Raw genomic sequence first — 25,704 nt, 5'->3', positions numbered from 1 at the left:
TATCATACCATATTTGTTTCATAAGTCATCGGAGGAAATAAGAAAAAAAGGCGTCTTAATTTTTTATTTACAAAATCCGCATTTGATTTTCCGTTATTTTTTCAAAGGAAAATAAAATTGAAAAAAACATGAAAAATGTTTCACAAAACCAGCGGCCTGTAATCTAATTTTAAAATAAAAGATACAAGCTTTTTTCAATCCAATAAGGTAAAATGGGGTTGAATACTTGTGAAGAGGGTGAACAGTTTTGCTAGAAACGCTATTTGTATACATCGATACGACCAGTAATGCTGTTCTTTCAAAGGGCCTTTCTCCGATCGATTTTACTGAAGGGATTGTTCATCACCCTGAACACTTGTTATTACTGGACCCTGCTGCGGAGGCTGGTGAATTCGATACACATAGTGGATTGCGAAGTATCAGCGGGGCTCACGCAGTGGCTCAATTTTTTAAAAATCGACATTTCAGTCAATCGACCACCAACAAATGGATCGATTTTAAAGATCCTGCGCTGCTGAAGGAATTGACGCCGCTTGAAATCTCAGAGCTGCTGTATTTTGGCCATATGAGAACCCATCTGCACTCTCCTTTCTTCTATAAATTACAAAATAATTTCGTCTATTTCAATTTGGGTAGTGAGACTCTAAGGGTCTACTACCGTTATTTGGACGAATTTTACCGAATATTAGCCAATAAAATCACTCGAATTACCTTAGAAAAGGTCAATGATCGTCGTTCCTTTTTCCGCAAAGGAGCTTCTGTCGCTCGGTTGGAAGGTGACATCTTAAAAGAGCTGTATCCGTATTTCCAAGAAGGCGCAGTATTCTGTTTCTCCCACGCGGAGCTGGACGGCCGCACCTATCGTCTGCCGATTTATCTGTCAGATGAAAAAGGCTGGCGCAAGCACCAGCCCAGCTTCAAGCAAGATCAAAAAATCGCTACGCTGCTCTATGACACTGCGCGTCAATCATGGAGCCTGGAGATGGAGACCGATGATTTTGCGTTCTCATTTCGTTAAAAAACACGTTTGCCGGCCAAGAGCAAACGTGTTTTTTGTGTGAAGCTGTGCCTCTTATTGTTTAGTTCATTATCGCGGCTGTTTAGCATACTTCATGTCTTTGGGCAAAAAGAGCTGCGGAACCTTTTTGACTAGTATCACGGACACGATTGCTGTCACCGCAGCAGTGGCGATGCCGCCAGCTCCATTCATTACCAAAGAGAAGAGCCACGGATTCATTCCCCACAGCGCATAGCTTCCCCAAAAAACAACACCGGCAATAAAATGCCAGAAGAATCGCGCACCTGTTCCGATGAATGAAGCTAGAGCAACGTTTTTCACTGCCGCTCGCTGATCGTCATTCAGCAAGGCCTTTTGTACCTTCTGCGCATATAGACCGGCAAAACCTGCAAAGGTGAAGGCGATCGGGTATTCGATCAGTACCTGGATCACACTGAGAAACTGCACATCACCGGCCGGGAAATGCAGGATGCCCCAAATGAAGGCAGACAGCAAGGCCGGACGAACGCCGCGGCGCAGGCCGAACAAGGTCATCGGAATCATCCCTAAAGAGATCGTCAGACTGCTGCCAATAGTGGTCGGCAGCAAGGAAAGCATGAAGGCCAGTGCGGCTACGATCGTTCCTTCCATCATGATTCGTGTGTTTGCGTGCATAAAAAAATCCTCCTCTTTGAACATACGGTTCACAAAGGAGAAGTAATCTATCTTACTTCATCACAATTCCTACGCTCGAATGACCGAAACAGGTACCAGGGTTTAGAGTGTCCTCATTCTCAGCCCGAAGGCTCCCCTTTGTGACAGTATTATTCTTTTAGTATTTTGTACTTTATCAGTCTATCATATTCGTCTCGAAAAGAAAAGATTCCTTTACCGTGAGACGCGTTCTTGATCACCCTTCGGCGAGAGGGTTGTCACTTTTTTGATCGCCTCGATCTTCAACATTTGCAGCTGATCCTCTTGGGTTCGGATCACCAATGAATCCTTGCCGACAGATTTCGGCAGCCAACCTGAAACCGTTTCAAATTTTTCCGGGTCTTTTTCACTTTGGACTTGGAGAACGACCAAACTGTTTTGCAGTGCCGCGGTGTTCAGTTGATTGATGATGGTTTCATTCGCTTGCGCCTGCGCACGTTTCTCCCCAGAATCATTCAAAAAATCCGATAAAAAACGAAAAGACGAATTTGAAAAGGCTTTGATCAAGTTCTTTTTAGCTTTTCCAGTTTTTTTCTTCATCCAGTTTCCTCCTCGCAAGAACGTACTTTGATTTTATCGAAATTTTTAGGAATTACAAAAAAAATGCTTCATTCTTCAAAAAAAGTTAACCAATAAGGCAGGCCCGCCTGAATCAAATCATACGTTTGATCAAAGTCTCCTGTGTACCATGGGTCCGGAATCCCTTGGCCTTCCATGCCGGGAGTCCGATCCAAATACAGATAGACCTTTTGTTCGGTTCCTTCCGGTGCCATGGCTGCCAGATCCTCTACGTTTTCCCGATCCATCCCGATGATATAGTCGGCGTCATAAAAATCCTGCTGCTCAATTTGACGCGCTCGCATACCCTGCGTGCTGATCCCGTGCCGGCTCAACATTTTTTTGGTCCCGCGGTGCGGCGGATTGCCGACTTCCCAGCGGCTTGTGCCCGCTGAATCAACTTGAAACGCCGATTTGTGTTCTTTTTCAAAGTGATCGCGGAAAATGGCTTCTGCCATTGGCGAACGGCAGATGTTTCCCATACAAACAAAAAGAATCTTTGTCATCGTACATTCTCCTATTCATTTGTCGTCTTGTGCAAAAAATCCTTCAGCATCCTGTTCGGTCTTTTTGCGATTTCATGCTATAGTTTAGGTAGTTTATAGAAATGAGGTCGTTGTATGAAACAAATTTTTATTTCCGCAGACATTCCTCAAAATGGCATTCAACGCTTAGAAGAAGCCGGACTGGAATACGCGGTTTATGAAGGCTCTGGCGTGATCTCAAAAAAAGAGCTGCTGGCAGCTACAAAAAACTGCCGTGTATTGATCTGCCCCCTGTCTACTCCAGTCGATCAAGAAATCATCGATCATGCTGAAAACCTTCAACTGATCGCGAATTTCGGTGCTGGCTTCAACAATATTGACACCGACTACGCACGAGAAAAAGGGATCTTTGTCACCAATACCCCTTATGTTTCGACGAATGCCACAGCGGAGCTGACCGCAGGCCTGATCATCGCTTTGTCTCGCAGAATCGTTGAAGGCGATCAGCTGATGCATCACGAAGGCTTTTCCGGCTGGGCACCGCTCTTTTTCTTAGGCAGCGAGCTGAAGGATAAAACCTTGGGTATCATCGGCATGGGGCAGATCGGTCGCTCGTTGGCAGAAAAAATGACTGCCTTCGGAATGAGGATCGTATACACCCAACGTCATGCACTGCCAATGAAAGAAGAAGCTGCTTTAAATGCTACCTATCTTTCACAAGAAGAAGTGATCGAACAGGCAGATATTTTAACCTTGCACGCACCACTAACGGAAGAGACCCATCATTTGTTGAACCATGAAGCCTTTCAGCGGATGAAAGCCTCTGCCTTTGTCATCAATGCTTCCCGCGGGCCGCTGATCCATGAAGAAGCGTTGGTGCAGGCCCTAAAAGGTAACCAGATTGCTGGAGCGGCTTTAGATGTGTATGAGTTTGAACCCAAAGTGACTGAGGCGCTGAAAGACTTTAAAAACGTCATCTTGACTCCGCATATCGGCAATGCCAGTATCGAAGCTCGTCAACAAATGGCCGAGATCGTCGCCAAAAATGCAATCGCTTGTCTAAAGGATGAGCCGTTGGATTACATCGTGAACGATTTGACCTAATCCTGATCGGTCTCATATAAACGATAGGCAAAAAATTCAATATCCTTGGCAAATCGGAACAGCTGAGCCGCTACGGCGATCGGCTGTTCTTTGGCATCTCCCAACAACCAATCGGTCAAGATTCCACCACAGCCATAAGCTAGAAAACGCGCATAAAAGTCCTTATCTGTTGCGGACAGTTCCCCTTCCTGATCGACATCCTCGAACAGGCGAACAAACAATGGTTTCGCCAAAGCGATAAATTCTTTGGACAATACCTCTGGCTCTGCCTGAACCGTGTTTAAATAAAAGGAATGGTATTCTTGCATCCTACGCAGCATTTGCAAGACTGATTCTTCCCAATTGCGGATGGTAAGCTCTGCGGACAGCAGGTAATTGAGGCCTTTTTGATAATAGGTATAGCGCAGCAAAGCCCGCTTATCCTTGAAGTGATAATAAAAATTCTGACGATTGACAGAGGCCGCCTGACTGATTTGCTGCACAGTCAACTTTTCGTAAGGCTGCTTGGCCGTTAATCCGATCAACGCATTGACCAATTGCTCTTTTGCTCCTTTGCCTTCTGCCATCGTTCCACCTCTACTCTATAGGATAATTGAAATGCTCGTAGGCCATCGGTGTGACCATTCTGCCTCGTGGAGTCCGCTTCATAAAGCCCTTTTGGATCAAATAGGGCTCGTACATATCTTCAACCGTTTCGCGTTCTTCGCCAATATTGACTGCTAGCGTGCTCAAACCGACCGGTCCTCCGCCGTACAGCTCGATCATGGTCTTTAATAATTTTTGGTCGACGTAATCCAGCCCTGCCTGATCGACCTGCAATAAGTGCAGCGCTTGGTCTGCCACAAAACGATCAATTATACCATCCGATTGGACTTGGGCAAAATCACGAATACGCTTCAGCAGCCGATTGGCGATTCGTGGCGTCCCCCGGGAACGACGGGCGATCTCCACGGCGCCTTCTTCGACGATCTCCGTTTGGAAAATGTCTGCTGAACGCAGCACGATCTCCCGCAGATCCTCTTCTTCGTAATACTCCATGTGAGAAATGATCCCAAAACGATCCCGTAACGGCGCAGACAACATCCCCGCACGCGTCGTTGCTCCCACCAATGTAAACGGCGGCAGCGGAAAATGAACCGGGTGGGCAGTAGGCCCTTGACCGACCATGATATCGACATAGTAATCCTCCATCGCCGAATACAGCGTTTCCTCCGCGACCCGTGGAAGTCGATGGATCTCGTCAATAAACAAGACATCTCCGGGCTCCAGTTCGTTCAAGATCGCTACCAAATCCCCCGGACGTTCGATTGCTGGACCGCTGGTGGTACGGATTTTTACATTCATTTCATTGGCAATTACCATGGCCATCGTTGTTTTTCCTAGTCCAGGAGGTCCATACAAAAGCACATGATCCAGCGCTTCGCTGCGATTTTTTGCTGCTTCAATGTAGATCTGCAGCTCCGTTTTGACCTTATCCTGTCCAATATATTGAGAAAGAAAACGAGGACGCAACGATTTTTCTAAACTTTTTTCGATTTCATCAGCCTCTGGCGACAAAATACGTTCTTCTTCCATCTAATGCTCCTCCTGCGATCATGTCTATTTTTTCATCATCAGCTTCAAAGCAGCCCGCAAATATTCGTCGGTGCTTCGATAGCTTTCTTTTTCCAGGGCTTTTTCGACCCGTTTGGTTTCCTTCGGACTGTAGCCGAGCGCCTGAAGCGCCTCGATGGCTTCGGTCAATGCGGTCTCATCATCGCCTTGGTGGAACAAGGACATTGGATTTTCCACCAACTCGGCCAGCTTGCCTTTTAAGTCTAGGACCATCTGCTGAGCGGTCTTCTTGCCGACACCCGGGAACTTGGTTAAGTAGGTAACATCTCCAGCTTCGATGGCTTGGATCAATCCTTGATGGTCTTCGTTGGCCATGATCGCCAGCCCACTCTTTGGACCGATCCCTGAAACTGAAAGCAAGCGCAGAAACAGCTGTTTTTCCGCCAGCGTCTCAAACCCGTACAGCAGCTGCGCATCCTCTCGAATGATCTGCTGGACATAGATCGTGAGGACCTGCTCCATTTTACTGCTGTACCGATAAGGATTGCCTATCGCGATTTGATAGCCGACTCCCTGTACATCCAACACGACATACGCTGGACTGATATAAGTCAATTTCCCTGTGATATATTCGTACATGTCTTTTCCTTTCTGCACATATGTTCTCATTATTTTAGCACAAATAGACCCGACAAAAAAGTCTAGTCCTCTCAGCTTTAGGAATCTTTTGGGGAGTTGGGAAATCATGCGTATCTTGATCAAAATGGTTTCACGGACTTCAAAAAAACGGGACAGAGAACTTCTCCATCCCGTTCAACTACTTATTGAACATCTTTTTTGTAGTCACTGTAACCTTGATCATCCATTTCTTCAAAGGGGACGAAGCGTAGGGCAGCGGAGTTGATGCAATAACGCAAACCGCCTTTTTCCTGCGGGCCGTCTGGGAAGACATGGCCTAGATGAGAGTCTGCTTCTTGACTACGGACTTCGACCCGATGCATCCCATGAGAGAAGTCGGCTTTTTCATTGACTCCGCGTTTTTCGACCGGTTGCGAAAAAGCTGGCCAGCCGCAGCCAGCATCGTACTTATCGCTAGAAGAGAAAAGAGGTTCGCCGCTGACCACATCCACATAAAGACCCTTTTGGTAAAAGTCATCGTATTTCCCAGTGAAGGCACGTTCTGTGGCATTCTCCTGAGTCACTGCGTATTCCATTGGCGACAGTTTCTTCCTCAATTCTTCCTGCTTCATTTCTTCCATCTTGCTCACGCTCCTTTGACCCTATCATAAGAGCATTCCTGTAAAAAAACGAAGGATTTGCTTATCCAGTAAATTTTTTTAACATTTGATTTACTTTTCCGACTGGGAAACCGACGATGCTGTAATAATCACCCTCAATTTCTTGGACAAAGACCCCCGCCTGATGCTGAATCCCATAGGCTCCTGCCTTGTCTTGGTAATCGCCTGTATCCAAATACCGTTGGATCTCTTCTTCGGTCAGCGGATAAAAGGTTACCTTCGCGTGAGTCAGGGCCTCTTCGATCTGGTCGTTTTGTCGGAGCACCACAGCGGTATAAACATAATGGCTGCCGCCGCTCATTCCAGAAAGCATCTCATATGCATCCAGACGATCCTTGGGCTTGCCAAGGATCGTGTCGCCAAGTACCACGACCGTATCGCTGGCGATCACCAGATCAGTCGGGTGCTTCGCAGCGATCACTGCTGCTTTTTGCCGAGCCATCTCTTGGACGTATTCCTTTGGGGTATGCTCTGCTTTGATCTCCTCGTCTACGTCAGCAGGCTGGACCTCAAATTCAGGGATCAGCCAAGCCAATAATTCTTTTCGCCGGGGCGATTGTGACGCTAAAATGACAGTCATTGTTTTCTCCTTTTAATGCGGATCTTGGATTCGTTTGAACAGGTGCTCCATGTCGCTGTTGCTGAAGTGGATCAGCACTGGGCGGCCATGGGGACAGTTAAAGGGATTTTCACAAGTGGCTAGATCATTCAGCAATACACGTGCCTGCGCCTCATCTAGATGATGATTGGCTTTGATCGAACGTTTGCAGCTCATCATGATCGCTGTCGCTTCCCGAAATTTTTTGACACTAACCGAGCCTGTGACCAGCAGCATATCGATCATTTCCCGAATGATGCTCTCCTCTTGTCCCGCAGGATACCAAGTCGGATGAGCCCGCACGATAAAGCTGTTGGGACCAAACTCTTCTAAATAAATACCGACTTCTTCCAATAGCTCCTTTTGTTCCTTCAGCTTGATGGCATCGTTGTTTGGATAATCCAAGACAAAAGGCACCAGCAGCTCCTGCAGATCGTTGGTCACATCCGCGATTTTTTCACGGAAATACTCGTACTTGATTCGCTCTTGCGCCGCGTGCTGATCGACGATGTACAGCCCATCCTTGCTTTGAGCGAACAAATAGGTGCCGTGCATCTGACCAAAATAGTCCAATCGCGGGAAACGCTCTTTCGGCTGTTCATGCTCCAGCTTGTCGATCGCCTTTTCCACTTCTTTTTCTCCAGATACTGTGCTGAGATCAAACTCGGGGTGCTCGGCGGTTTCATAAACAACAGCCTCTTGGTCATCTAAGAGCTCTTCGGTTAGCGAGTCCTCCGCAGGTGCCGCTGGCAAATCGACCAGTGGATCTTCGACAACGATCGGTGGTGCCGTTTCGTTTGACGAGGATGGTGGCGTCTTATCCTCGCTAGGCCTTGGTGCCCGCACTCTCAGCTCTTGATCAAGAGCTTTCGGTTCGATGTAAAAGCGGCCGGTTTCTGGATTATAGGTAAGATCGCTCTTTTTTTCTGGCGCCTTTTCCAAATCCAGATCCAGCTGGGTGGTTTTTGCAACGTCCACTTTACGCTTAAAACTGGGGGACTGCCCCGCGTCGGGGATCAAATTGACCTGGCGCAAAGCCCCCGCAATTGCTTGGCTGATCAAGGTCGTCAGTTCTTTTTCCTTTGACAAGCGGACCTCTTGTTTGGTGGGGTGGACATTGACATCTACCAGCAAGGGATCCATCTCGATCTCCAGCACCGCGATTGGAAAACGTCCCACCATCAGTTTCGATTGGTAGCCGTTGACGATCGCTTTGTTCAAGAGAAAGTTTTTGATGTAGCGTCCATTGATGATCACAGACAAGTAATTGCGGCTGGCTCTGGTAACTTCAGGCAGCGAGATATAGCCTTTTAAGGCAAAATCTAGGTCCTGGGCCTTGACCTCCAGCATTTTCTTGGCGGTCGCGATCCCGTAAATCCCTGCGATCGTCTGCTTCAGGTCACCGTTGCCGCTGGTGGTCATCATTTTGTGTCCGTCATGCACCAACCGAAAGGCAACCCCAGGATGACTCAACGCCATGCGGTTGACGATATCTCCGATGTTGGCCAGCTCGGTTTGGATCGTTTTGACATATTTCAGGCGCGCCGGGGTGTTGAAAAACAAATTTTCAACGGTGATCTTGGTTCCGGTCCGCAACGCTGTTGGACGGTGTTCCTCGATTTTTCCGCCACGAAGGAACAAATAAGAGCCCTGCTCCTCGTCCGCCGTCGCAGTCTCGATCGTCAACTCAGAAACCGAAGCGATCGAAGGCAAGGCCTCACCGCGAAACCCCAGTGTTCGAATCCGAAACAAGTCGTCACGATTGTGAATCTTGCTGGTGGCATGCCGCTTAAAGGCGTTCGCCACGTCGTCTTGGGCGATTCCTTCACCGTTGTCGATGATCTGGATTTTTTTCAGGCCGGCTTCTTCGATCAGCAGGTCGATCTGAGTGGCGTGGGCATCGATGGCATTTTCCACTAATTCCTTCACCACCGAGGCCGGTCGTTCCACCACTTCACCCGCAGCGATCTGGTTGGCCAGACGTTCTGATAATTCTTGGATTTTCCCCATCGTATCCCTCCTTTAAACCGATGTGTTAAATGCGTTTTTGCAATTCATACAATAGATTCAAGGCATCCATTGGCGTCATTTCTAATAGATTGGCTTTCTTCAAGCTGTCGATCACTCCTAATTCTGAGGTGGAGACTTCGCTGAACAAGGAAAGCTGCTGGTTTTCTTCCGCAACGACCTCAACGGGCTGGACCGGATTGCTGCCGGACTCTAATGCCGCTAAGATCGTCGCCGCACGAGAAAGCAGTTCGGTCGGCATTCCAGCGATTTTGGCCACATGGATTCCATAACTCTTATCTGCTGGGCCATCCATCAGCTTATGCAGGAAAACGACCTCGCCATTTTGCTCGACAGCTCCTACATGTACGTTTTTCAGAGCTGGCAGTTCTTCCTCCAGCACAGTCAATTCATGGTAATGCGTCGAAAACAAGGTCTTGGCCTTCACGGTTTTGTGGATGTATTCAATGATCGCTTGAGCCAGAGCCATCCCATCGTAGGTGGCGGTCCCGCGTCCCAGCTCATCAAACAAAATCAAGCTGTTCGGTGTGGCGTGGCGGAGAGCTTGATTAGCCTCCATCATTTCCACCATAAAAGTTGATTGCCCGGCGATCAAATCATCGCTGGCTCCGATACGAGTAAAGATTTGATCAAAAATCGGCAGCTCCGCACTTTCTGCAGGGACAAAACAGCCCATTTGCGCCATGATCACGGTCAAGGCCAGCTGACGCATGTAGGTACTTTTCCCTGACATATTGGGCCCAGTAATCAGCAGAATCATTTCTTTTGGGTCCATGTGCACACTGTTGGGAATGTATTCCTGGTGACCCAAAACCTTCTCTACTACCGGGTGGCGACCTTCGATAATCTGCAGATTATGGCTGCCAGCCTTCATCTCAGGCTGCACGTATTGATACCGCTCGCTGACTGCCGCAAAGCTCTGCAGCACATCCGCAGCACTGATACTTTTGGCCAGCTTTTGCAGACGGGCGATCGCCTTTTTGACTTCTTCGCGCACAGCCAGAAACAGCGTGTATTCCAATGCCACAGATTTTTCTTCTGCTTCTAAGATCAGCGTTTCCAGCTTCTTCAGCTCAGGAGTGATAAATCGCTCGGCATTGGCCAACGTTTGTTTGCGATCGTACTTGCCCTCTTCAAGATTGGCCAGATTAGCCTTAGTGATCTCAATATAATAGCCAAACACACGATTGTAGCCGACTTTTAAGGTCTTGATACCTGTTTCTTGACGTTCTCGCGCTTCCAGCTCAGCCAGCCAAGTCTTGCCGTTGGTCATCGCCTCACGGTACTGATCCAGCTGCGGATCATAGCCGTCTTTGATGACGTTGCCTTCTGTGATCTGCAAAGGTGCATCCTCGTTGATTGCCCGATCGATCAGATCGACCAGCTCATCCATCGGCTCCATGTCCACCAGCAGATCATTCCATTCGCCTTGGTTGATGCCAGACAAGAGCTGGCGAATCTGCGGCACCTGCTGCAAAGAGGTTTTTAATTGGATCAAATCGCGGCCGTTGACATTTCCAAAGGCCACTCGTCCTGCCAAGCGTTCCAAATCGTAGACCTTGGTCAGCGTTTCGTTCAAATCCATCCGTTCAAAATAAGCATTTAATAAAGAAGCCACCATCGCCTGACGTGCTTGAATCTGGCGCTTTTGGATCAGCGGACGATCGATCCATTGCTTCAAAAGCCGTCCACCCATCGCGGTTTTAGTCTCATCCAGCAGCCAAAGCAAGGTGCCTTGTTTTTTGCCCGTACGAATCGAACGGGTCAACTCCAGATTGGTTTTCGAGAAATAATCCAGCTTCAAAAAATGCTCCGGCTGGTACTCTTCTGCCTTTTGAATATGCCCAAGGCTGCGCTTTTGCGTTACTGATAAATACGTCAGCAGCTTTCCGGTTGCTTCTTTTTCTAAAGGCTGGTCGATGTCGGTAGTCAGAAAACTGAATTCGGCGTTGTCCTCCACGGTTTCTTGTGTCGAAAAAACCAGTCCTAAACGTTCCACCAGATTCTTTTTCAGTTCATCCGAAATTTCCGAGCCCAGCACGACTTCCTTCGTCTGCAACGCAGTCGCCTCGTTCATCACCGCTTCTTCATCCTGCAGCAGCGCTGTTTTCAGCTCACCCGTCGACAAATCCGCATAAGCAAAGCCGAATGCCTTGCCGGACTGTACGACTGCAGTCAAAAAATTATTGGCCTTGGCTTCGATCCCTTTGCCGTCCATCAAGGTCCCCGGTGTGATCAGCTGGACCACTTCCCGTTTGACCATCCCTTTGGCTTCTTTGGGATCTTCCATTTGCTCGCAGATCGCCACTTTGTAGCCCTGCTCCACCAAGGTATCGATATATCCTTGTGCCGAATGATGCGGCACTCCGCACATAGGAATCGGCTCCTCAGCATTCCGGTTGCGGCTGGTCAAGGTTAATTCCAGCAGTTGTGCGACCTGGATCGCGTCTTCGTAAAACAATTCGTAAAAATCACCTAAGCGGTAAAATAAAAAAGCATCTTTATATTGATCCTTGATTGCAAGGTATTGTTCCATCATCGGTGTGTTTTTGGTTTTTTGAGGCATGGTGCCCCTCCTTGTTTCGTTTTAGTCGTGCTTGGTTTCGTCTTCGATCGCATCGTTAATCTCTTTTTGAATCAGACCCGTCAAATGCTGCAGCAGATCATTGGCTTCTGACAGACTTTCGCGATAGGCGATCACCAGCGGATGTTCTTCCAGCTGTTTGGTCAATTCATCTGCTCGCTTCAATGCTTGCTTCTCAGCCTCTGGTTTGCCATAGTGGGCAAAATGCACCGCTTCTTTTTGTGCCTGCTTGATCGCTTCTTCCAGCGTGTGTACAGCTGTGTTTTGATCGATTCGCGCTTTGACATTTTGGTAGCGTTGAACGACCTCGTTGTCCTGCAACAAGGTCGTCAGCTGGTCTAATGCTCGTTGGACTTCAGGTTCTTTTTCCAGACTCATGGTTCTCTCCTATTCGCGATACGGCCGATCCTCACTGATCTGGACAGCCTCGATCTTTCGCGCCAGCCCGTGTTTGTCTAAATCGATGACACAAGCAGACAGCAAAGATCGGCCATTCTCAATTACTTCGAAACGCTGCGGCAGCGCCGTTAAAAATTTTTCCAGTACGGGTTCCTTTTTCATCCCCAGTATCCCGTCATAAGGACCCGTCATTCCCACGTCGGTCAAATAAGCGGTCCCCTTTGGTAATATCCGCGCATCGTTGGTTTGGACATGGGTATGGGTTCCGACAATCGCAGAGATACGGCCGTCTAAATACCAGCCCATCGCCTGCTTTTCGCTGGTGGTCTCCCCGTGAAAATCAATGAAAATAAAAGGGGTGCGCGTGCGTGCTTCTTCGACCAGCTGGTCAGCTTTGCGAAACGGGTCATCCAGATCGACCATGAAAGATCGGGCCTGCAGGTTGATGATCGCGATCTCTGCTTCGTTGACTTGCACATAAATAATGCCTTGTCCGGGCGTGCCTTCGGGAAAATTCGCTGGACGCACTATTTTTTTTGCCGTCGAAATAAACTCAAAAATTGCCTTGTTGTCCCACGTATGATTGCCCATCGTCACCACATCAACACCATCTTGTAGAAACTTCTTGTAGATTTTTTCAGTGATCCCGCGGCCTGCTGCCGCATTCTCGCCGTTTACGATCGTCAGCTGGGGGTGGTACTTTTTCTTCAGCCGCGGCAAATAGTCCGTCAACATCTGACGCCCTATCGATCCTACAACGTCCCCAATAAATAATAAACGCACTCGCTTTCCCCTTCTCTAGTTAACATCTTGTCTTATTATAGTTGTTTTTCGCAGGAAATAAAAGATTCGGTGCGGAACGTTTGCCGGATTTTTAGAAAGGCATCACAGGCGGGCTCCGTTTTGCAGCTAGAAAATGAATCAAACAAAAAAACTAGCAGCTGCCTGCTAGTTTCATCTATTGATTCCTACCAACCACCGGATGCTCCACCCCCGCCAGAAGAGCCGCCGCCGAATGAGCCCCACGACGAGCTGCCGCCAGAACCTGATCCATCTGAGTGATTGTCTGAATTGTATTGCGAGGCCAGATAAGAAGTCGTTAACACATTTCCATTATAGCCGTACAGCGTGTCACCGACGAGAATCTGTCCTGCACCATGCTTAACAGCATGTGGGTATTTCGCGAAGATCTTCCCTCGCTTGATTGCATGCTTGATTTGTTTCATCGACCAAACCAGTGTGATGCCGCTTAATGTCAAATAATAAAAATCGGACTTCTTCAGCTTCGACACGCGAACTCGCTTGCTGCTTTCACTGGTTGTTTGATGAATCTTGGTTCTTTCCTCTTGATACGCTCGGTAATGCTGCTGAATCACCTGACGAGCTCTTACTCCTTTGACCAGCAGCAAGACAGCAATCAAAGCAAAGAGAATCATTAGAATGCTGACGATCCAATAAAACACTGTGCCGCTGCGTTTTTCTCTCTCTAATTGAGCGATCCGAGCATCGACCAGTGCGGTTTTTGAATTCATAACCGAAAAGACGCCATCTAGAACCTGATTGACTGCGCTATCATACTTCTCATCTTTAAAATCATCCACTACATCGGCGTCGTTGATGATATCGTCCGCCGTTGAATCCGTTAAAAGCCCTTCTAGTCCATAACCGACTTCTAACCGAAACTCCCGATCCTCCAGCGCGATCAGATAGAGCACGCCATTGTTCTCTTCTCTGTCTCCGATCCCTAATTGATTGAAGATTTTTTCCGCATAGCTTTCAATCGACTCCCCTGAAGGCAGTTCCTTGACGGTCACGACCTCCAGCTGAGATCCCTTCGTGCTGGCTGCCAGCTGTTTGTTTAGCTTATATATTTTGGATTTTGTTTCCGAGCTAAGCAGATTGGCATTATCGGAAACAAAAATATTGTTCCGGTCGATGTGAATCGCAGAATCGGTATCCTTGATATCCACTGTATAAAAATCTGATTTCTTAGGGTATTCCTTCAAGTTCGCCAGATTCTCCTGCAAAATATCTTCAAAATCTTCCGTGGCTACTTGCTTGTTTCCAGAAAGGATCGCATACCGTTCTTCTTCCATCTGAACGATCTGCTGCTCCAGCTCCCGTTTTCCCGCGACGTGATTTCGGTACCGATCGGTTAAAAACAACGAACCCAACACCGCCAAGCAGATCGCTGTGATCAGTGCCAGCACGATACACCAAATGCTGTTGCCCTTTTTTAATGAACGGTACTTTCGCTGCGTTTGCTGATCGAGTTTTTTAATACGACGCTCCAAATCAGCTTCTGAACCCTCTTTTTTCATTTTTTTGTCCTCCTTGCTATTCATTATACACAAAGTCCAAACTTAAAAAAAAGAGACTAAGGACTGATTTTTCCCTCTCAAAAATAGCAAAAAGGGAGGACCGCAACAGGTTCTCCCTTTTCATCAAATAACGGTTGCTTGTTGTTCCTTGTTCCAGATCGCCTTTTTAACAGAATCGGCTCGAAAGCTTTGAACATTTTCCCACTTGTCTGTGTCTTGTTCAAAGGTCTCAAAATCCATTTTATCGATTACCCAGCCGTTTTGCTGCTCATCGTAGACAAACGACACAATCGCATTTTGTTCTTCAAAGTTCAGTGCTTCATCGATCCCGATTTCCTTGATCAGCTGTGTCGAGCGTTGAACATCGACGAACAGATCCAAGCTGACCGAAGTGAGCGCCTGATTGACAGAAATCGAATCACAATCGATTTTAACGGTCTGAAATTGCTGCTCAAAGCTGGAAAGATACGGACGTAATTCTTCAAAACCCTTTTGCAGAAACTCTTTGTTTTTCTCTGAGGAAGCCTTTAGAAAAGAGAAATCCAGATCCTCTTCGATCGCAGTGTTCATTGATTCCATGTAGGTAACCGCTGAAGACAGCAGGTGCTTGTGAAACTGCTTGTTGTTACTGTACAATGCTTCTTCTTCGATGACCTCCTCATGATCCTTTTGTTGCACAGAGATCGTCTTTTTTATTGTTTTGAGACCAAATTTCGGATGCATAACTTGATACTTGATCGGATAATCTCCTGGGAGCAGCGGACCAAGCGTATACTTGTTCCACTTTTCATCCTGCTCAAGCTCGATTCTCGCCGATTGGATTACAGCAGTCAGTTCTGCATCTTTGGGCGCCTCCACCTTGATATACCGTGCTTTAGGCAAAATTTCAGCTGGTTTAAAAGGGTCAGCGCCTTTCTGGATTTCAAACAATTCTTCATCGTTCAACAGTGCCAAAACACGGTCTTTTTTCTTCAACGCCGCGGCTTGCCGAAAAAACCATTTTTTGCTGTTCTTCGAAACTTTTTGGCCGTCGGAAAAACGGACAAACTGGTTCTCCAATTGTTTCGTATCCTTCGCCAGCAAGGCCTCTGCTACTCGATCGACAGTAGCCTGCCGACTGTTGGTGTATCGCAGAAAACCTGCAACGGCGATGACCGCAACAACGATCAGGGAAGTAATCACTAAGACTCCCCGTTTTTTAGTCATCTAACCCGCCTCTGAAGGTACTTCGCATGCTGTTGAAATCGTAATTGCGGCTTTCATTTTCTGAATGGACTTCCCATTTGCCGTCTTTTTTCTCTAGCTTGACTTGATAGCCCTCGCCGTCCATGTTTGATTCTGTGGCAATCGCAGCTTCCTTGATCTTTGTCGGCAGCTCTTGCAGCAGGTATTTTTCTGCATCACGATACACACTGCTATAATCTGAGTATTTCCCTTTGTTTTCTTCTACAAAGGTCTCCATAATTGCTTCTGTATCTACTTTTTCTAACAGGATCACTTCAGGTCGAACATAGATCGTTGCAGTTTCCGGGAAAAACTCTTTGAACGCATAAGTGACCTTGGCTTTTTCTCGATTGGTGGTTTGGATTTCTGTGATGACTTTTTCCACCTCTGCTGACGATGGTTCGTATCGAGAGAAATCTTCCTTCAAAAGCTCGATACTGCCCTCTTTGAATTCTTGTTTTTCCTTCTCCAGATCATTGGCCAGTTCTACTTTAGGCTCTTTCTCATCCTTCTTCTCTTCATCCTTTTCTGTGTCTTCCTTCTTCTCTTCATCCCCGTAAAACACAGTTGAGATATACTGCTCCACTAAGGCTTCGACCTCTTTTGTTTCATCCGAATATTTTTTCGCATTCAGCTTCAGCTCGATGCCTTCATCTTTCTCGTCTTCAGAATAATAGGTAGGTTTATAGTGCAGCTCGTATTCAGCTTCCTTGTCAACCTCGAACACCAGAGGGGCCGTAAAGCTCTTGTCCTGAGAAACACTTTCGTAGCTCATGACCTTGAATTTGTCATTCGAATCATAGACCCGTTCAGACGACACTTTGTTGCCCTCTTCATCATATAAAGCAAAATCTTCTGGTGAAATGTCCAGTTTGTCGTCCGATTTGTTTTTCACCTTGATATCCAAAGCCAAAAAGCCACTGGAGTCCTCAACTTTTTCACCATCTGGGATAATATAGGTACCGCCCTCGACGCTCAGTTCCACCTTGCTGGATTCAGCGGCTGTACTCTTCTTTTCAGCCGCTTTTTTGGTGTTCCCCCCAGAACATCCGCTGACCATCAGCAGTGCACTGCTTAGTACCGCAAACCTTACAAATACCTTCCACTTCTTCATCCTTTTCGTCTCCTTAATAATACTATTTTTACTTTTTAAAAAAATGTCCGTTACATAATAATAAACCGAATAATACCGTCGCGTCAATGCTCGTCGGCTGGTTTAAGAATATAAAAAAACAAAATAAACAAGAATAATGTAAAAACATTTATTTAGATTTTAATCGATTTAATTATCAGTTTATGCAAGTATAATTTTTGAGTTTTTTCGATATTTCTATGCAATTCCATTAATTTTTATCTGGTTCATTTCAGCAATTATAATGGCCCTGTTTCTCTGAAAATGGACACAAAAAAGAGGCCGCCTCCTAATGAACGACCTCTTCGATTCCTTTAGTTTTCTTCACATTCTTGTGTCACGACAGCTGATTCTTTTACAGGGGCTTGCTTCAGAGCCTCTACTACTTCTTGATTGCCTTTTCGAACAGCCATCGAGTCATTGATCAGGGTGACCAAGTCCAAGCCAGTCGTTTCCTTGATCGTGTCGAAGGTTCGCGCCAAGCCCGCTTCCCCCAGCTCGTGGACCCCATCGCCGCCTCCAAAGCTGACGACTTTGTCGATGTTGCTGATCGGTGTATTGACTTCCTTGGCGATCGCCGGCAAGACCTTGATGAATTCCATCAAAATTCCGGCTTCGTTCAGTTTCGTCAACGCAATCGCCATTTTTTCCTTGCTTTCGGCTTCCGCTGATCCGACTTTGTGGATTCGTTCTGCATCCGCCGCACCTAGTTTCTGAATACGTTCGGCTTCGGCCAAGGCCGCCAGCTTGGTTTTTTCCGCTTCCGCTTCCGCTTTGGCAATCTCTTTGGCTTTTTCTGCCAACGCGTTTTGCTCAATGACGTATTTGTCAGCTTCTGCTTGCTTACGCAGGGTCGCCGTCAATTCCTTTTCGGTCAATTCGGCTTGCTTCTCTTGGATTTCAATATTTTTTTCCTGCTCGATCAAATCGATCTTCATCTTTTCGCCGACCGCAATCTGTTCGGCCTTCGCATCCGCCACTTCTTTTTCCTGCTTGTATTGCGCCTGCTTCAAGGCCATGTTCTTATTGGCTTCAGCGATCTCAGTTTGACGACTGATCTCTTCTTGTTGAGCCAGCTGTTCGTTTTCCGCCTGCTTGATACGCGTTTCCCGCAGGGCGTTCGACTCCGCTACTTCTGCATTCTTCTTCACTTCTGCGATCTGCGGGCGACCCAGAGCATCTAAATAACCATTGGTATCGCTGACATCCTTGATGGTGAAGGATACGATCTCCAATCCCATTTTACGCAGGTCGGTGGAGGCCACTTGCTGGACCTGCTCCGCAAAGTCGTCACGATTTTTGTAGATGGCTTCCACCGTCATCGTACCCAAGATCGCTCGTAAATGGCCTTCCAATACTTCTTGTGCTTCATCTTCTAATTCCTTAGTGGTTTTCCCAAGGTATTGTTCCGCTGCGGTCTTGATCGATTCTGTACTGTTGCCGACCTTCACCAACACGGTCGCGCTGGCTTTGATCGGAACCCCTTGTTCGGTGTAGACTTCTGGTGTGCCGATCTCCAGCTTGTGGGTCAACAGACTTAATTTATGAGCTTTTTGGACGATTGGAATCACGAAGGTCCCGCTGTTTTTCAAAATTTTGATGCCGTCTTTGCCTAAAAATGATCCGGTGACGATCAACGCCTCATCCGGCTTGCCGATCCGATATCGAACCATTAAAAAGCCCAACAACACAACCACTAAAATACCACCCCATAAAAATGGGCTGCTGAAAAATGATGCAATTGGTGAAACACTCATTTTTACACTTCCTATTCTATTATTGACTGATTCTTCGCAACTAACGCAATGCCTGACTGATCAAAGTCGATGATCAGCACTTGTGTCCCTACAGGGAGTAACTGCTCTGCCGCCACGTCATCTGAGCGATACAACCGTGCCGGATAAGTGGCGCGTGCATCCCCGCTGTTGATCACCATGACCTCCCCCACAGAATCGCCATAGATCCTTTCAGTCAGTTCACCGAGCAGATGGTCGTTTTCTGTCGCCACGTTGCTGCGGTTCTTATCCGTTACCTTGTTATACATCAACATCAGAGGAGTCAAAAGCAGACTGAACAGCAAGAAGATCACCATCAGTATGCCCAGAGCCAAAAGCAGCCAAGCGATCCCGCGTAAGATCACTGGGTAATTGCTCAAGAATTGATTGAATTGTTCTAAAAGCTGAATCACGAGATTCACTCCTTTATTGATGTGGCTTACCTTAATAATAGGACAACCATGCGGTCTGAACAAGAAAAATCGTACCGTCGGCAGCGGATATTCAATAAAGATATTCTTATGAAAGAAATTGCTTCATATAATAAGACTGCTTCCAATAAATCTATAAATTTTTCTAAAATCAAGGAAGATTTTCGGTGATCTGAATCAAGGAAGTTGGTTTTTGTTTCACAGCTAAACAGTAGAAAAGCAAGTTATTTTAGTTCACCCGAATTAGGGGAGCAAAAAGCATCCAAAAAAGAGGTTGCCCCGCTCTTTTGGATGCTTTTGCTAGGAATATACCCATTTGACTTCGCATCTGTTCAACATGAAGACTAGAGACAAGCCGGTCAGAAAGGAGTGCTCCAGCAAACTTGCTTGCACTGATCGCTCTCTGCATGACTCCCTTGTGAGCCTCTGTTTGATTCCTTCAATGTTCTTTTCAAAGACCTCTGTTTTTGATACTCAGAGAACCTTCGCGTGTTTTGCTTGACTAATCATAGGAAAGAGGCTCTGACAGTGATGTCACAGCCTCATTTTGGTTATTTCTGATCGAACAAGTTTGCAGGATCTTCGGCTAAACGGTTCCAGTCGATGATCGTTTTATTCACATAGTTGAGGACCTGCAGCTTTAAGCGCTCCGTCTGGTCGCCTGACGCCTCAATCGTTGCGGCCTTTTTTGCGAAGTCCTGCAGCGTCTCAATATTTTTTTCCAGCAAACGATTGACGGTCATACAATCCTGATTGGTCTCCTCTGCGGCGATTTGCTTCTGAAATCCTTCCAGATGCTGGACCACAAACGGGGTTCCTGCCTTGATATAGCGGTAGCCCTGCTGCTTGATTTTTCCACGGTATTCTTTCATCATTGCCAATGAATCCTCAAAAAGCTGAAACAATGCAGCTTGGTCCTTTACTTTAGGGCCTCCCTGCGAGTTACTTCCTACTGATTTTTGACTCTTTATGCGCCAAAAACCTACCGCAGCTAGAACAGCAATAAGGATCAACAATGAAACGAGCAAACTGTTAATACTTATCACCTACACTTCCTTTCTTGACATCCGCACATTATCCAACCAATTTTAATTTTCTTAGTGCATTGTAGATGCCATCTTGATCATTGGTATCGGTCACAAGATTCGCAGCCTGTTGGACATGCGGTGCCGCATTGCCCATGGCGACTCCCGTACCAGCCAGCTCCAGCATTTCGACATCGTTATTGCCGTCACCAAAGGTAATGATGTGCTCTTGCTTGATGCCGACCCGCTCAGCCAACGCAGAGATTGTCGCTGCCTTTGATCCGCTTCTCGGTACGATGTCGACACTCTCTGGATGCCAGCGCACAAAACGAAACTCAGGAAAAGCCGTCGAAAATACTTCATCCATCGAAGAATCGAAATAGACACAGCCTTGATAGACCTCATGCCGCCCCAAAAAGTCAGGTTGGAATTTCGGCACAATCCCGCCGAAGGAATTCATCGCCTCTGCAACTAGAGGTGCATTGAAATCCGTCACCCGAGCAATCGTGTCTAAACTAAATAAGGTAATATCTTTTTTGTGTTCGCTAGCAAACGTGAGCAAACGATCCAAGGCTTCTCGGTCCAGTGTCCGCTTGTAGATTTGTTCGTGGTCTAAAAATGCCGCCGATCCGTTGCACACGATATAATTCGTGCAGCCCAGCTTGTGGATCACTTCACCCGCCAACAACCGTGAGCGCCCAGTAGCGATGATCACCAAATGCCCAGCAGTCCGCAGCGTCTTCAAGGCCTCGATCGTACTATCCAGTGGTTCTCTATGACTGTTCAACAACGTCCCATCAATATCCAAAGCAATTAATTTTCGTTCCATGCCACTACTCCATATTATGTATTTGCGTCTTTGCGCAGGATAAACCTATCGTGCATCGTCTATTTTAGTGAATTTTCAAGCGATTTGCAAAAAAACTTGACCAAAAAAAGAGAATCTCTGTCATTTGCTTAGAATTAGCGTCAGACAGCTGATTTATCTTGACTTAGGCTGTTAAAATCGGTTATACTGTACTTTGTGTAAAATAATGCAGCAGAAAAATAATAGCCCGTCACCAGTTCGTTGCCTTGAGTAACATCAGGTTCAATTGCGTAACCGCGGCTGCAAAGGTGAAGGTTGAAGAACGAACTACACGGATGTGAATTTTTCAACGGATTATTTTACTCCAAATACAATTTATTGGAGGAATTTTTAAATGTCTCGTTATACAGGACCATCATGGAAACAGTCTCGTCGTCTTGGTATTTCTTTATCAGGTACAGGCAAAGAATTAGCACGTCGCCCATATGCACCAGGTCAGCATGGACCAAACAGCCGTGGCAAGAAATCTGAATACGGCATGCAAATGGCTGAAAAGCAAAAACTACGTTTCACTTATGGCTTAAATGAACGTCAATTCCGTAATATGTTCGTACGCGCTAGCAAAATCAAAGAAGGCAAACACGGTGTTAACTTCATGATCTTACTAGAACGTCGTTTGGATAATGTTGTTTACCGTTTAGGTTTGGCTTCAACTCGTCGCCAAGCACGTCAATTGGTAAACCACGGTCACGTGTTAGTAGATGGCAAACGTGTCGACATCCCTTCATACGAAGTAGAAGTTGGCCAAGTTGTCTCTATCCGCGAAAAATCCCGCAACATGGTAACTGTGAAAGCAGCTGTTGAATCTGCTCTAGGACGTCCAGCTTTCGTAAGCTTTGACGATGAAAAATTAGAAGGTTCATTGACTCGTTTACCAGAACGTGACGAATTGAACCCAGATATCGACGAAGCATTAGTCGTTGAATACTACAACAAATTACTTTAAGATCGTTTATGCGACACTCAAATCCTTGTTTCAGGGGTTTGGGTGTTTTTTTGTTTGGTGAAAATTGTCTAAGATTGATTTGACTTTGTTTTTGACTTAGTTGCTAATTTTTCTAAGTAGTTTACGAAAGTATCCATTGTTTTTTTGACTCATGTCTTCACCAACATGAGTATAGGTATGATGTGAGAGTTTCGTTTGCGTAAAATCGAAGTGATCCAGGATATTGCAAACACACAAGCTGACACAAGATAAAAGGTCAATGATTTCCAGCGGTTTTGGATTAGCGAACACTTTCAATGTTCGGGACAGTTCGTCATAATTCCTATTCTATTCCCCCTATATATAGTCGATCATTTCTTTTATCCATTATTCCAAGAACGATTGAAACTCAGAAATTCATTTGTGAAACTACCCTAAAAAAACAAGAGCGGCATATTCCGCTCTTGTTCATCTTCTAATTAATGCAAGTTCCTGCATTGTGTCCTCTTTGTCCGTCTGCGCCCCTACCATGGCGTAAACCATTCCCTGCATTTTTTCCAGTTCCGCCACCGCTGCCATCACGAACTCCGTTTCCATGACCTTTATTGGCTGAGTGTGCGCTTGATTGTGTTGTATTTGATTGCGAAAAGCTTTGTAACGTTTCACCAGCTGTCGAATTCGTACCATTATTCGTTTGTTTTTCTTCCCAATATGGACAATCGGCGGCACGTGGCCCATCCGCACAGCCTGGTCCTGTTCCATCTTGTTTGCCGTTACCGGCATTTTGTCCGGTTCCTCCATTACGTCCATTTTTATAACCTGTTCCATCTTGCGGACGTTGGCGAGCTGCGGCTAACAAGAAGCTTTGATTAGACGTCAATGTTTTGTTTTGAGTCGGTAAAAACCTATTTTGACCAATCGGACAATCTGCTTGAGAGACACGTTCTTCGCCAGTAATCAAACAATAGCCAAGCTTGTTCACCCCCGCTCCTCTTGTGTTTACTTGAGCAGCCTCTGCAGTGAGCCCTGATAAGCTCATTAGGCAAGCCGCCCCAACTAGTGCTGTTGCGATTATTTTTTTCATGTTGCATTCCTCCTCTTTCTTACATGTTAGAAAGAGAATATGGCGAAAGTGTGTCATGATAAATAAGGCAAACGAATTTTTATCCTGAATGTTTGACTGATTGATTCTGCTGAAATTTGTCCATCGTGTCGAGCAACTACCTGCTTGGCAATTGCTAGTCCTAAGCCTGTTCCATCTTCTGAAGAATGCATTCCTCGTTTAAAGGAATCGAAAAAATTTGCTGTATCTTCATTAGTGACCATTTGTAAATTTGTAACAGAAATTTCTAAATTTTTTTCTTTATCTTTCACTGACACTGTGATTAAAGAACTTGCTGGCGCATATTTGTTCGCGTTATCCAAAAGAATTTTGAATAATTGTGTCATTCTGAAATAGTCGCCTTCAATCAAGCGTCTCTCAGCCAAATTATTGTTAATTTCAAGGGTTTGTTGCTTTTCTTTGATTGCTACGCGGTAACTTCGCATCGCATCATCAATGCAATCTAGTATATCAATCGGTTCTTTTTGCAATTGAAACTCCGTTGACTCTAATCTACTTAGTTCTAATAAGTCTGTAACCAGCCTCTCCAACCCATTCGCCTCGACTATTAATTGATCTAAATATTTTTTCTCATCATCACTGTCTACATACCCCGCTTTGATTGTTTCTAAAGAGCTTTTAATAACCATTACCGGTGTTCGTAGTTCATGTGATATTTGGGAAAGAAAGTCTTTCTCTGCTTGCTTTTTCTTTTCTTGTTCTAATCGTGCTGTTAATAACCGTTGACTTAATATAGAAAGCTGATTTCCCAACTCTTCAAGTTCATCGTGCGTATCTAGTTTCAATTCTGTATCAAACTTTTTGTTTGCAAGATCATCCACATATTTCTTCATTGTATAAATTGGCTGAATAAAGCGTTTGGCCAGGCGCCACGCCAGTAGACTAGCGACAACTACCGCTGCCAGCAAGCTGATGACCAGCATCAAATAGCCCGATAATTGATTTTTGTGGATCGCCGTCACTTTCGAGTGCATAACGACGACTGCTTTGACCACTCCATCAGATTTGATCGGGGTGGTTACCGTCAGATCTTGCAGTTGAACGAATGTCCTTTTTTTCTTGATCTGCGTCTGCTTTGTTTGATAGGTTTCTGTGATCAATTTTTGCGTTCCTGCCGGCGGCTCTTTTCGCGTGATGTCTTTGTGATGATCCTCGATAATTGGCTCCATTTGTTTATTCAGGACCCAAACCTCTTCACCTGCGATTTGATTTAGAAAACGAATGAAGGCTCCATAGCCACCCATACCTCCGCTTTTGCCACCGCGATCTTGTGAATCCTTTGTTTCCAATTTGAAAAAATCTTCCATCGTCTTACTGATGAGTTCGGCGCGATTGATCATCTCTTCTTGATGCATATCCTCTGTTTGCTTGGCAAATAATACCCCAAACACTAAAGCTATGATCACAGAGAAAAAAAGTAATAGAATAACTGATTGTGTGATGAGCCGATTAAAAATTTTTCTCATTCTTCTCTACCCCAGCGATAGCCCTCGCCCCAGACCGTTTCAATACTATCATTGTCGATACCGGCTTTTTTAATCTTTGCCCGCAGGCGTTTGATATGACTATCCACAGTTCGGCTATCTCCATAATAATCGTAGCCCCATACTGCATCCAAAAGATTGTTGCGATTGAACACTTTATTCGGATACTTGGCGAACAAAGCCAAGATTTCGAACTCTTTTTTAGTTAATACAATCTCCTTTGATTCATAAAATGCTTTGCGATTCCCCAAATGTAATTTGATTTCGCCAAGTTTGATGACTTTTTGTGGATGATCATTTTCAAAATGGATACGGCGTAAAATAGCGTTGATCCGCGACAATACTTCCTCTGGAGAAAATGGCTTAACGATGTAATCATCCGCACCAACCTCTAATCCCAATATTCGATCAGCATCTTCTGACTTTGCAGTAATCATAATGATCGGCACAGTAGATTTTTCACGAATCCTACGACAAATTTCAAAACCATCGACATTTGGCAGCATGATGTCTAGCAAAATAAAATCCGGCTTGAACGAATCAAAAGAAGCGAGTGCTTTTCCTCCGTCATAAACAACGGCTGTTTCATGATTCGCTTCTTTTAAAAAGCGATTTAGTACATCAATTATTTGTTTATTATCTTCCACAATCAAAACTTTCATTTTTCCACCTACTCGTTAGTTATTTACTTTAAGTATATCAAGGAAAAGGGAAAAAGAAGCTGATTATTTCTAATTAAAGTCTATTGAATTATTTCTTCATAATTATCCTTTCCTATGTGCCCCACATTTTTAAGTTTGACTTAGTTTTTGACTTAGTTTTTGACTTAGTTTTTGACTTAGTTTCGTTTGATATTTGTTGATGTCCATTAATTTATCAAATGACTATAAAGGTTGTTATATCAGCTTTTCCCCATGTTTTGACACTACATAAAACGCGCGAGAAAATTCTACAACAAATTAATGTAAGACTTCTTACAGACGCTCAAGTCCTTGTGTTGCAAGGATTTGGGTGTTTTTTTATTTAAGTGAGCTAATTTCATAATTATCAGCCCTTGTTATATCAATGTTTTCAAAG

At 45.6% G+C, this 25,704-nt stretch carries 25 protein-coding genes, 1 pseudogene and 1 riboswitch; of the genes and pseudogenes, 3 read left to right on the top strand and 23 right to left on the bottom strand.

Going from position 1 to position 25,704, the window contains the following annotated elements:
- Nucleotides 1-247 precede the first annotated feature (247 nt).
- Nucleotides 248-1,018, top strand: coding sequence for a hypothetical protein (locus NRIC_RS18265; protein WP_146624156.1), 771 nt, complete (start codon nt 248-250; stop codon nt 1,016-1,018).
- 69 nt (nt 1,019-1,087) lie between these two features.
- On the opposite strand, the gene thiT is transcribed toward NRIC_RS18265, so the two are convergent.
- From thiT to NRIC_RS18250, 3 genes are all read right to left on the bottom strand, one after another.
- A complete protein-coding gene (gene thiT / locus NRIC_RS18260; protein WP_146624155.1) occupies nt 1,088-1,672 on the bottom strand; it encodes an energy-coupled thiamine transporter ThiT in 585 nt (194 codons plus the stop codon).
- Nucleotides 1,673-1,721: 49 nt separating this feature from the next.
- A riboswitch (TPP riboswitch) is annotated at nt 1,722-1,820 on the bottom strand.
- A 65-nt stretch (nt 1,821-1,885) separates the two neighbouring features.
- A complete protein-coding gene (locus NRIC_RS18255) occupies nt 1,886-2,251 on the bottom strand; it encodes a hypothetical protein (protein WP_146624154.1) in 366 nt (121 codons plus the stop codon).
- Nucleotides 2,252-2,319: 68 nt separating this feature from the next.
- Nucleotides 2,320-2,775: a low molecular weight protein-tyrosine-phosphatase gene (locus NRIC_RS18250; protein ID WP_146624153.1), complete on the bottom strand. Its 456-nt coding sequence runs from the start codon at nt 2,773-2,775 to the stop codon at nt 2,320-2,322.
- Between the two features lie 114 nt (nt 2,776-2,889).
- Here NRIC_RS18250 and NRIC_RS18245 point away from each other — a divergent pair, with 114 nt between their 5' ends.
- Nucleotides 2,890-3,858, top strand: a complete 969-nt coding sequence (locus tag NRIC_RS18245) for a 2-hydroxyacid dehydrogenase family protein (protein ID WP_146624152.1) — start codon at nt 2,890-2,892, stop codon at nt 3,856-3,858.
- Here the strand turns inward: NRIC_RS18245 and NRIC_RS18240 are convergent.
- From NRIC_RS18240 to NRIC_RS18165, 16 genes are all read right to left on the bottom strand, one after another.
- Nucleotides 3,855-4,424 (bottom strand): TetR/AcrR family transcriptional regulator, encoded by a 570-nt coding sequence (locus tag NRIC_RS18240; protein WP_146624151.1) that lies wholly within the window; start codon nt 4,422-4,424, stop codon nt 3,855-3,857. The genes NRIC_RS18245 and NRIC_RS18240 overlap by 4 nt on opposite strands.
- 10 nt (nt 4,425-4,434) lie before the next feature.
- Nucleotides 4,435-5,433: a Holliday junction branch migration DNA helicase RuvB gene (gene ruvB / locus NRIC_RS18235; RefSeq protein WP_146624150.1), complete on the bottom strand. Its 999-nt coding sequence runs from the start codon at nt 5,431-5,433 to the stop codon at nt 4,435-4,437.
- Nucleotides 5,434-5,457: 24 nt separating this feature from the next.
- Complete coding sequence (ruvA, locus tag NRIC_RS18230; RefSeq protein ID WP_146624191.1) at nt 5,458-6,051, bottom strand: Holliday junction branch migration protein RuvA; 594 nt, start codon at nt 6,049-6,051, stop codon at nt 5,458-5,460.
- A gap of 182 nt (nt 6,052-6,233) precedes the next feature.
- Entirely contained in the window at nt 6,234-6,671 is a 438-nt protein-coding gene (msrB, locus tag NRIC_RS18225; protein WP_146624149.1) for a peptide-methionine (R)-S-oxide reductase MsrB, read from the bottom strand.
- A gap of 61 nt (nt 6,672-6,732) precedes the next feature.
- A complete protein-coding gene (locus tag NRIC_RS18220; protein ID WP_146624148.1) occupies nt 6,733-7,290 on the bottom strand; it encodes a Maf family protein in 558 nt (185 codons plus the stop codon).
- Between the two features lie 12 nt (nt 7,291-7,302).
- A complete protein-coding gene (mutL, locus tag NRIC_RS18215) occupies nt 7,303-9,318 on the bottom strand; it encodes a DNA mismatch repair endonuclease MutL (protein WP_146624147.1) in 2,016 nt (671 codons plus the stop codon).
- A gap of 25 nt (nt 9,319-9,343) precedes the next feature.
- On the bottom strand, nt 9,344-11,902 hold the full coding sequence (gene mutS / locus NRIC_RS18210; protein ID WP_146624146.1) for a DNA mismatch repair protein MutS: 2,559 nt from the start codon (nt 11,900-11,902) through the stop codon (nt 9,344-9,346).
- Between the two features lie 21 nt (nt 11,903-11,923).
- Entirely contained in the window at nt 11,924-12,298 is a 375-nt protein-coding gene (locus NRIC_RS18205) for a YlbF family regulator (RefSeq protein WP_146624145.1), read from the bottom strand.
- Between the two features lie 9 nt (nt 12,299-12,307).
- The gene (locus tag NRIC_RS18200) at nt 12,308-13,102 is read right to left on the bottom strand and encodes a TIGR00282 family metallophosphoesterase (RefSeq protein ID WP_146624144.1); all 795 of its coding nucleotides are present in this window, start codon (nt 13,100-13,102) and stop codon (nt 12,308-12,310) included.
- Nucleotides 13,103-13,287: 185 nt separating this feature from the next.
- Nucleotides 13,288-14,640 (bottom strand): TPM domain-containing protein, encoded by a 1,353-nt coding sequence (locus NRIC_RS18195; RefSeq protein ID WP_146624143.1) that lies wholly within the window; start codon nt 14,638-14,640, stop codon nt 13,288-13,290.
- Between the two features lie 123 nt (nt 14,641-14,763).
- Entirely contained in the window at nt 14,764-15,846 is a 1,083-nt protein-coding gene (locus NRIC_RS18190) for a YvbJ-related protein (RefSeq protein WP_146624142.1), read from the bottom strand.
- Complete coding sequence (locus tag NRIC_RS18185; protein ID WP_146624141.1) at nt 15,839-16,978, bottom strand: DUF4352 domain-containing protein; 1,140 nt, start codon at nt 16,976-16,978, stop codon at nt 15,839-15,841. The genes NRIC_RS18190 and NRIC_RS18185 overlap by 8 nt, the downstream gene beginning before the upstream one ends.
- Before the next feature lie 332 nt (nt 16,979-17,310).
- Nucleotides 17,311-18,753 (bottom strand): flotillin family protein, encoded by a 1,443-nt coding sequence (locus NRIC_RS18180; protein ID WP_146624140.1) that lies wholly within the window; start codon nt 18,751-18,753, stop codon nt 17,311-17,313.
- An 11-nt stretch (nt 18,754-18,764) separates the two neighbouring features.
- Complete coding sequence (locus NRIC_RS18175) at nt 18,765-19,184, bottom strand: hypothetical protein (RefSeq protein WP_146624139.1); 420 nt, start codon at nt 19,182-19,184, stop codon at nt 18,765-18,767.
- A 569-nt stretch (nt 19,185-19,753) separates the two neighbouring features.
- The gene (locus NRIC_RS18170; RefSeq protein ID WP_146624138.1) at nt 19,754-20,248 is read right to left on the bottom strand and encodes a hypothetical protein; all 495 of its coding nucleotides are present in this window, start codon (nt 20,246-20,248) and stop codon (nt 19,754-19,756) included.
- A 28-nt stretch (nt 20,249-20,276) separates the two neighbouring features.
- Entirely contained in the window at nt 20,277-21,056 is a 780-nt protein-coding gene (locus tag NRIC_RS18165) for an HAD family hydrolase (protein ID WP_146624137.1), read from the bottom strand.
- Nucleotides 21,057-21,429: 373 nt separating this feature from the next.
- On the opposite strand from NRIC_RS18165, the gene rpsD reads away from it, so the two are divergent.
- Complete coding sequence (gene rpsD, locus NRIC_RS18160) at nt 21,430-22,041, top strand: 30S ribosomal protein S4 (RefSeq protein ID WP_146624136.1); 612 nt, start codon at nt 21,430-21,432, stop codon at nt 22,039-22,041.
- A 177-nt stretch (nt 22,042-22,218) separates the two neighbouring features.
- Here the strand turns inward: rpsD and NRIC_RS19920 are convergent.
- From NRIC_RS19920 to NRIC_RS18140, 4 genes and pseudogenes are all read right to left on the bottom strand, one after another.
- Nucleotides 22,219-22,350 (bottom strand): annotated as a pseudogene (locus NRIC_RS19920) (ArsR family transcriptional regulator); the annotation flags it as partial.
- A gap of 145 nt (nt 22,351-22,495) precedes the next feature.
- Nucleotides 22,496-23,104, bottom strand: coding sequence for a hypothetical protein (locus NRIC_RS18150; protein ID WP_146624135.1), 609 nt, complete (start codon nt 23,102-23,104; stop codon nt 22,496-22,498).
- 53 nt (nt 23,105-23,157) lie between these two features.
- Nucleotides 23,158-24,609 (bottom strand): sensor histidine kinase, encoded by a 1,452-nt coding sequence (locus NRIC_RS18145; protein ID WP_146624134.1) that lies wholly within the window; start codon nt 24,607-24,609, stop codon nt 23,158-23,160.
- A complete protein-coding gene (locus NRIC_RS18140) occupies nt 24,606-25,289 on the bottom strand; it encodes a response regulator transcription factor (RefSeq protein ID WP_146624133.1) in 684 nt (227 codons plus the stop codon). Before NRIC_RS18140 ends, NRIC_RS18145 begins: the two co-directional genes overlap by 4 nt.
- Between the last annotated feature and the right edge of the window lie 415 nt (nt 25,290-25,704).

Source organism: Enterococcus florum, from assembly GCF_004309355.1.
Lineage (GTDB): Bacteria > Bacillota > Bacilli > Lactobacillales > Enterococcaceae > Enterococcus_A > Enterococcus_A florum.
The sequence above is the reverse complement of the archived record's forward strand: the minus strand, read 5'-3'. Positions and strand labels throughout refer to the sequence as shown.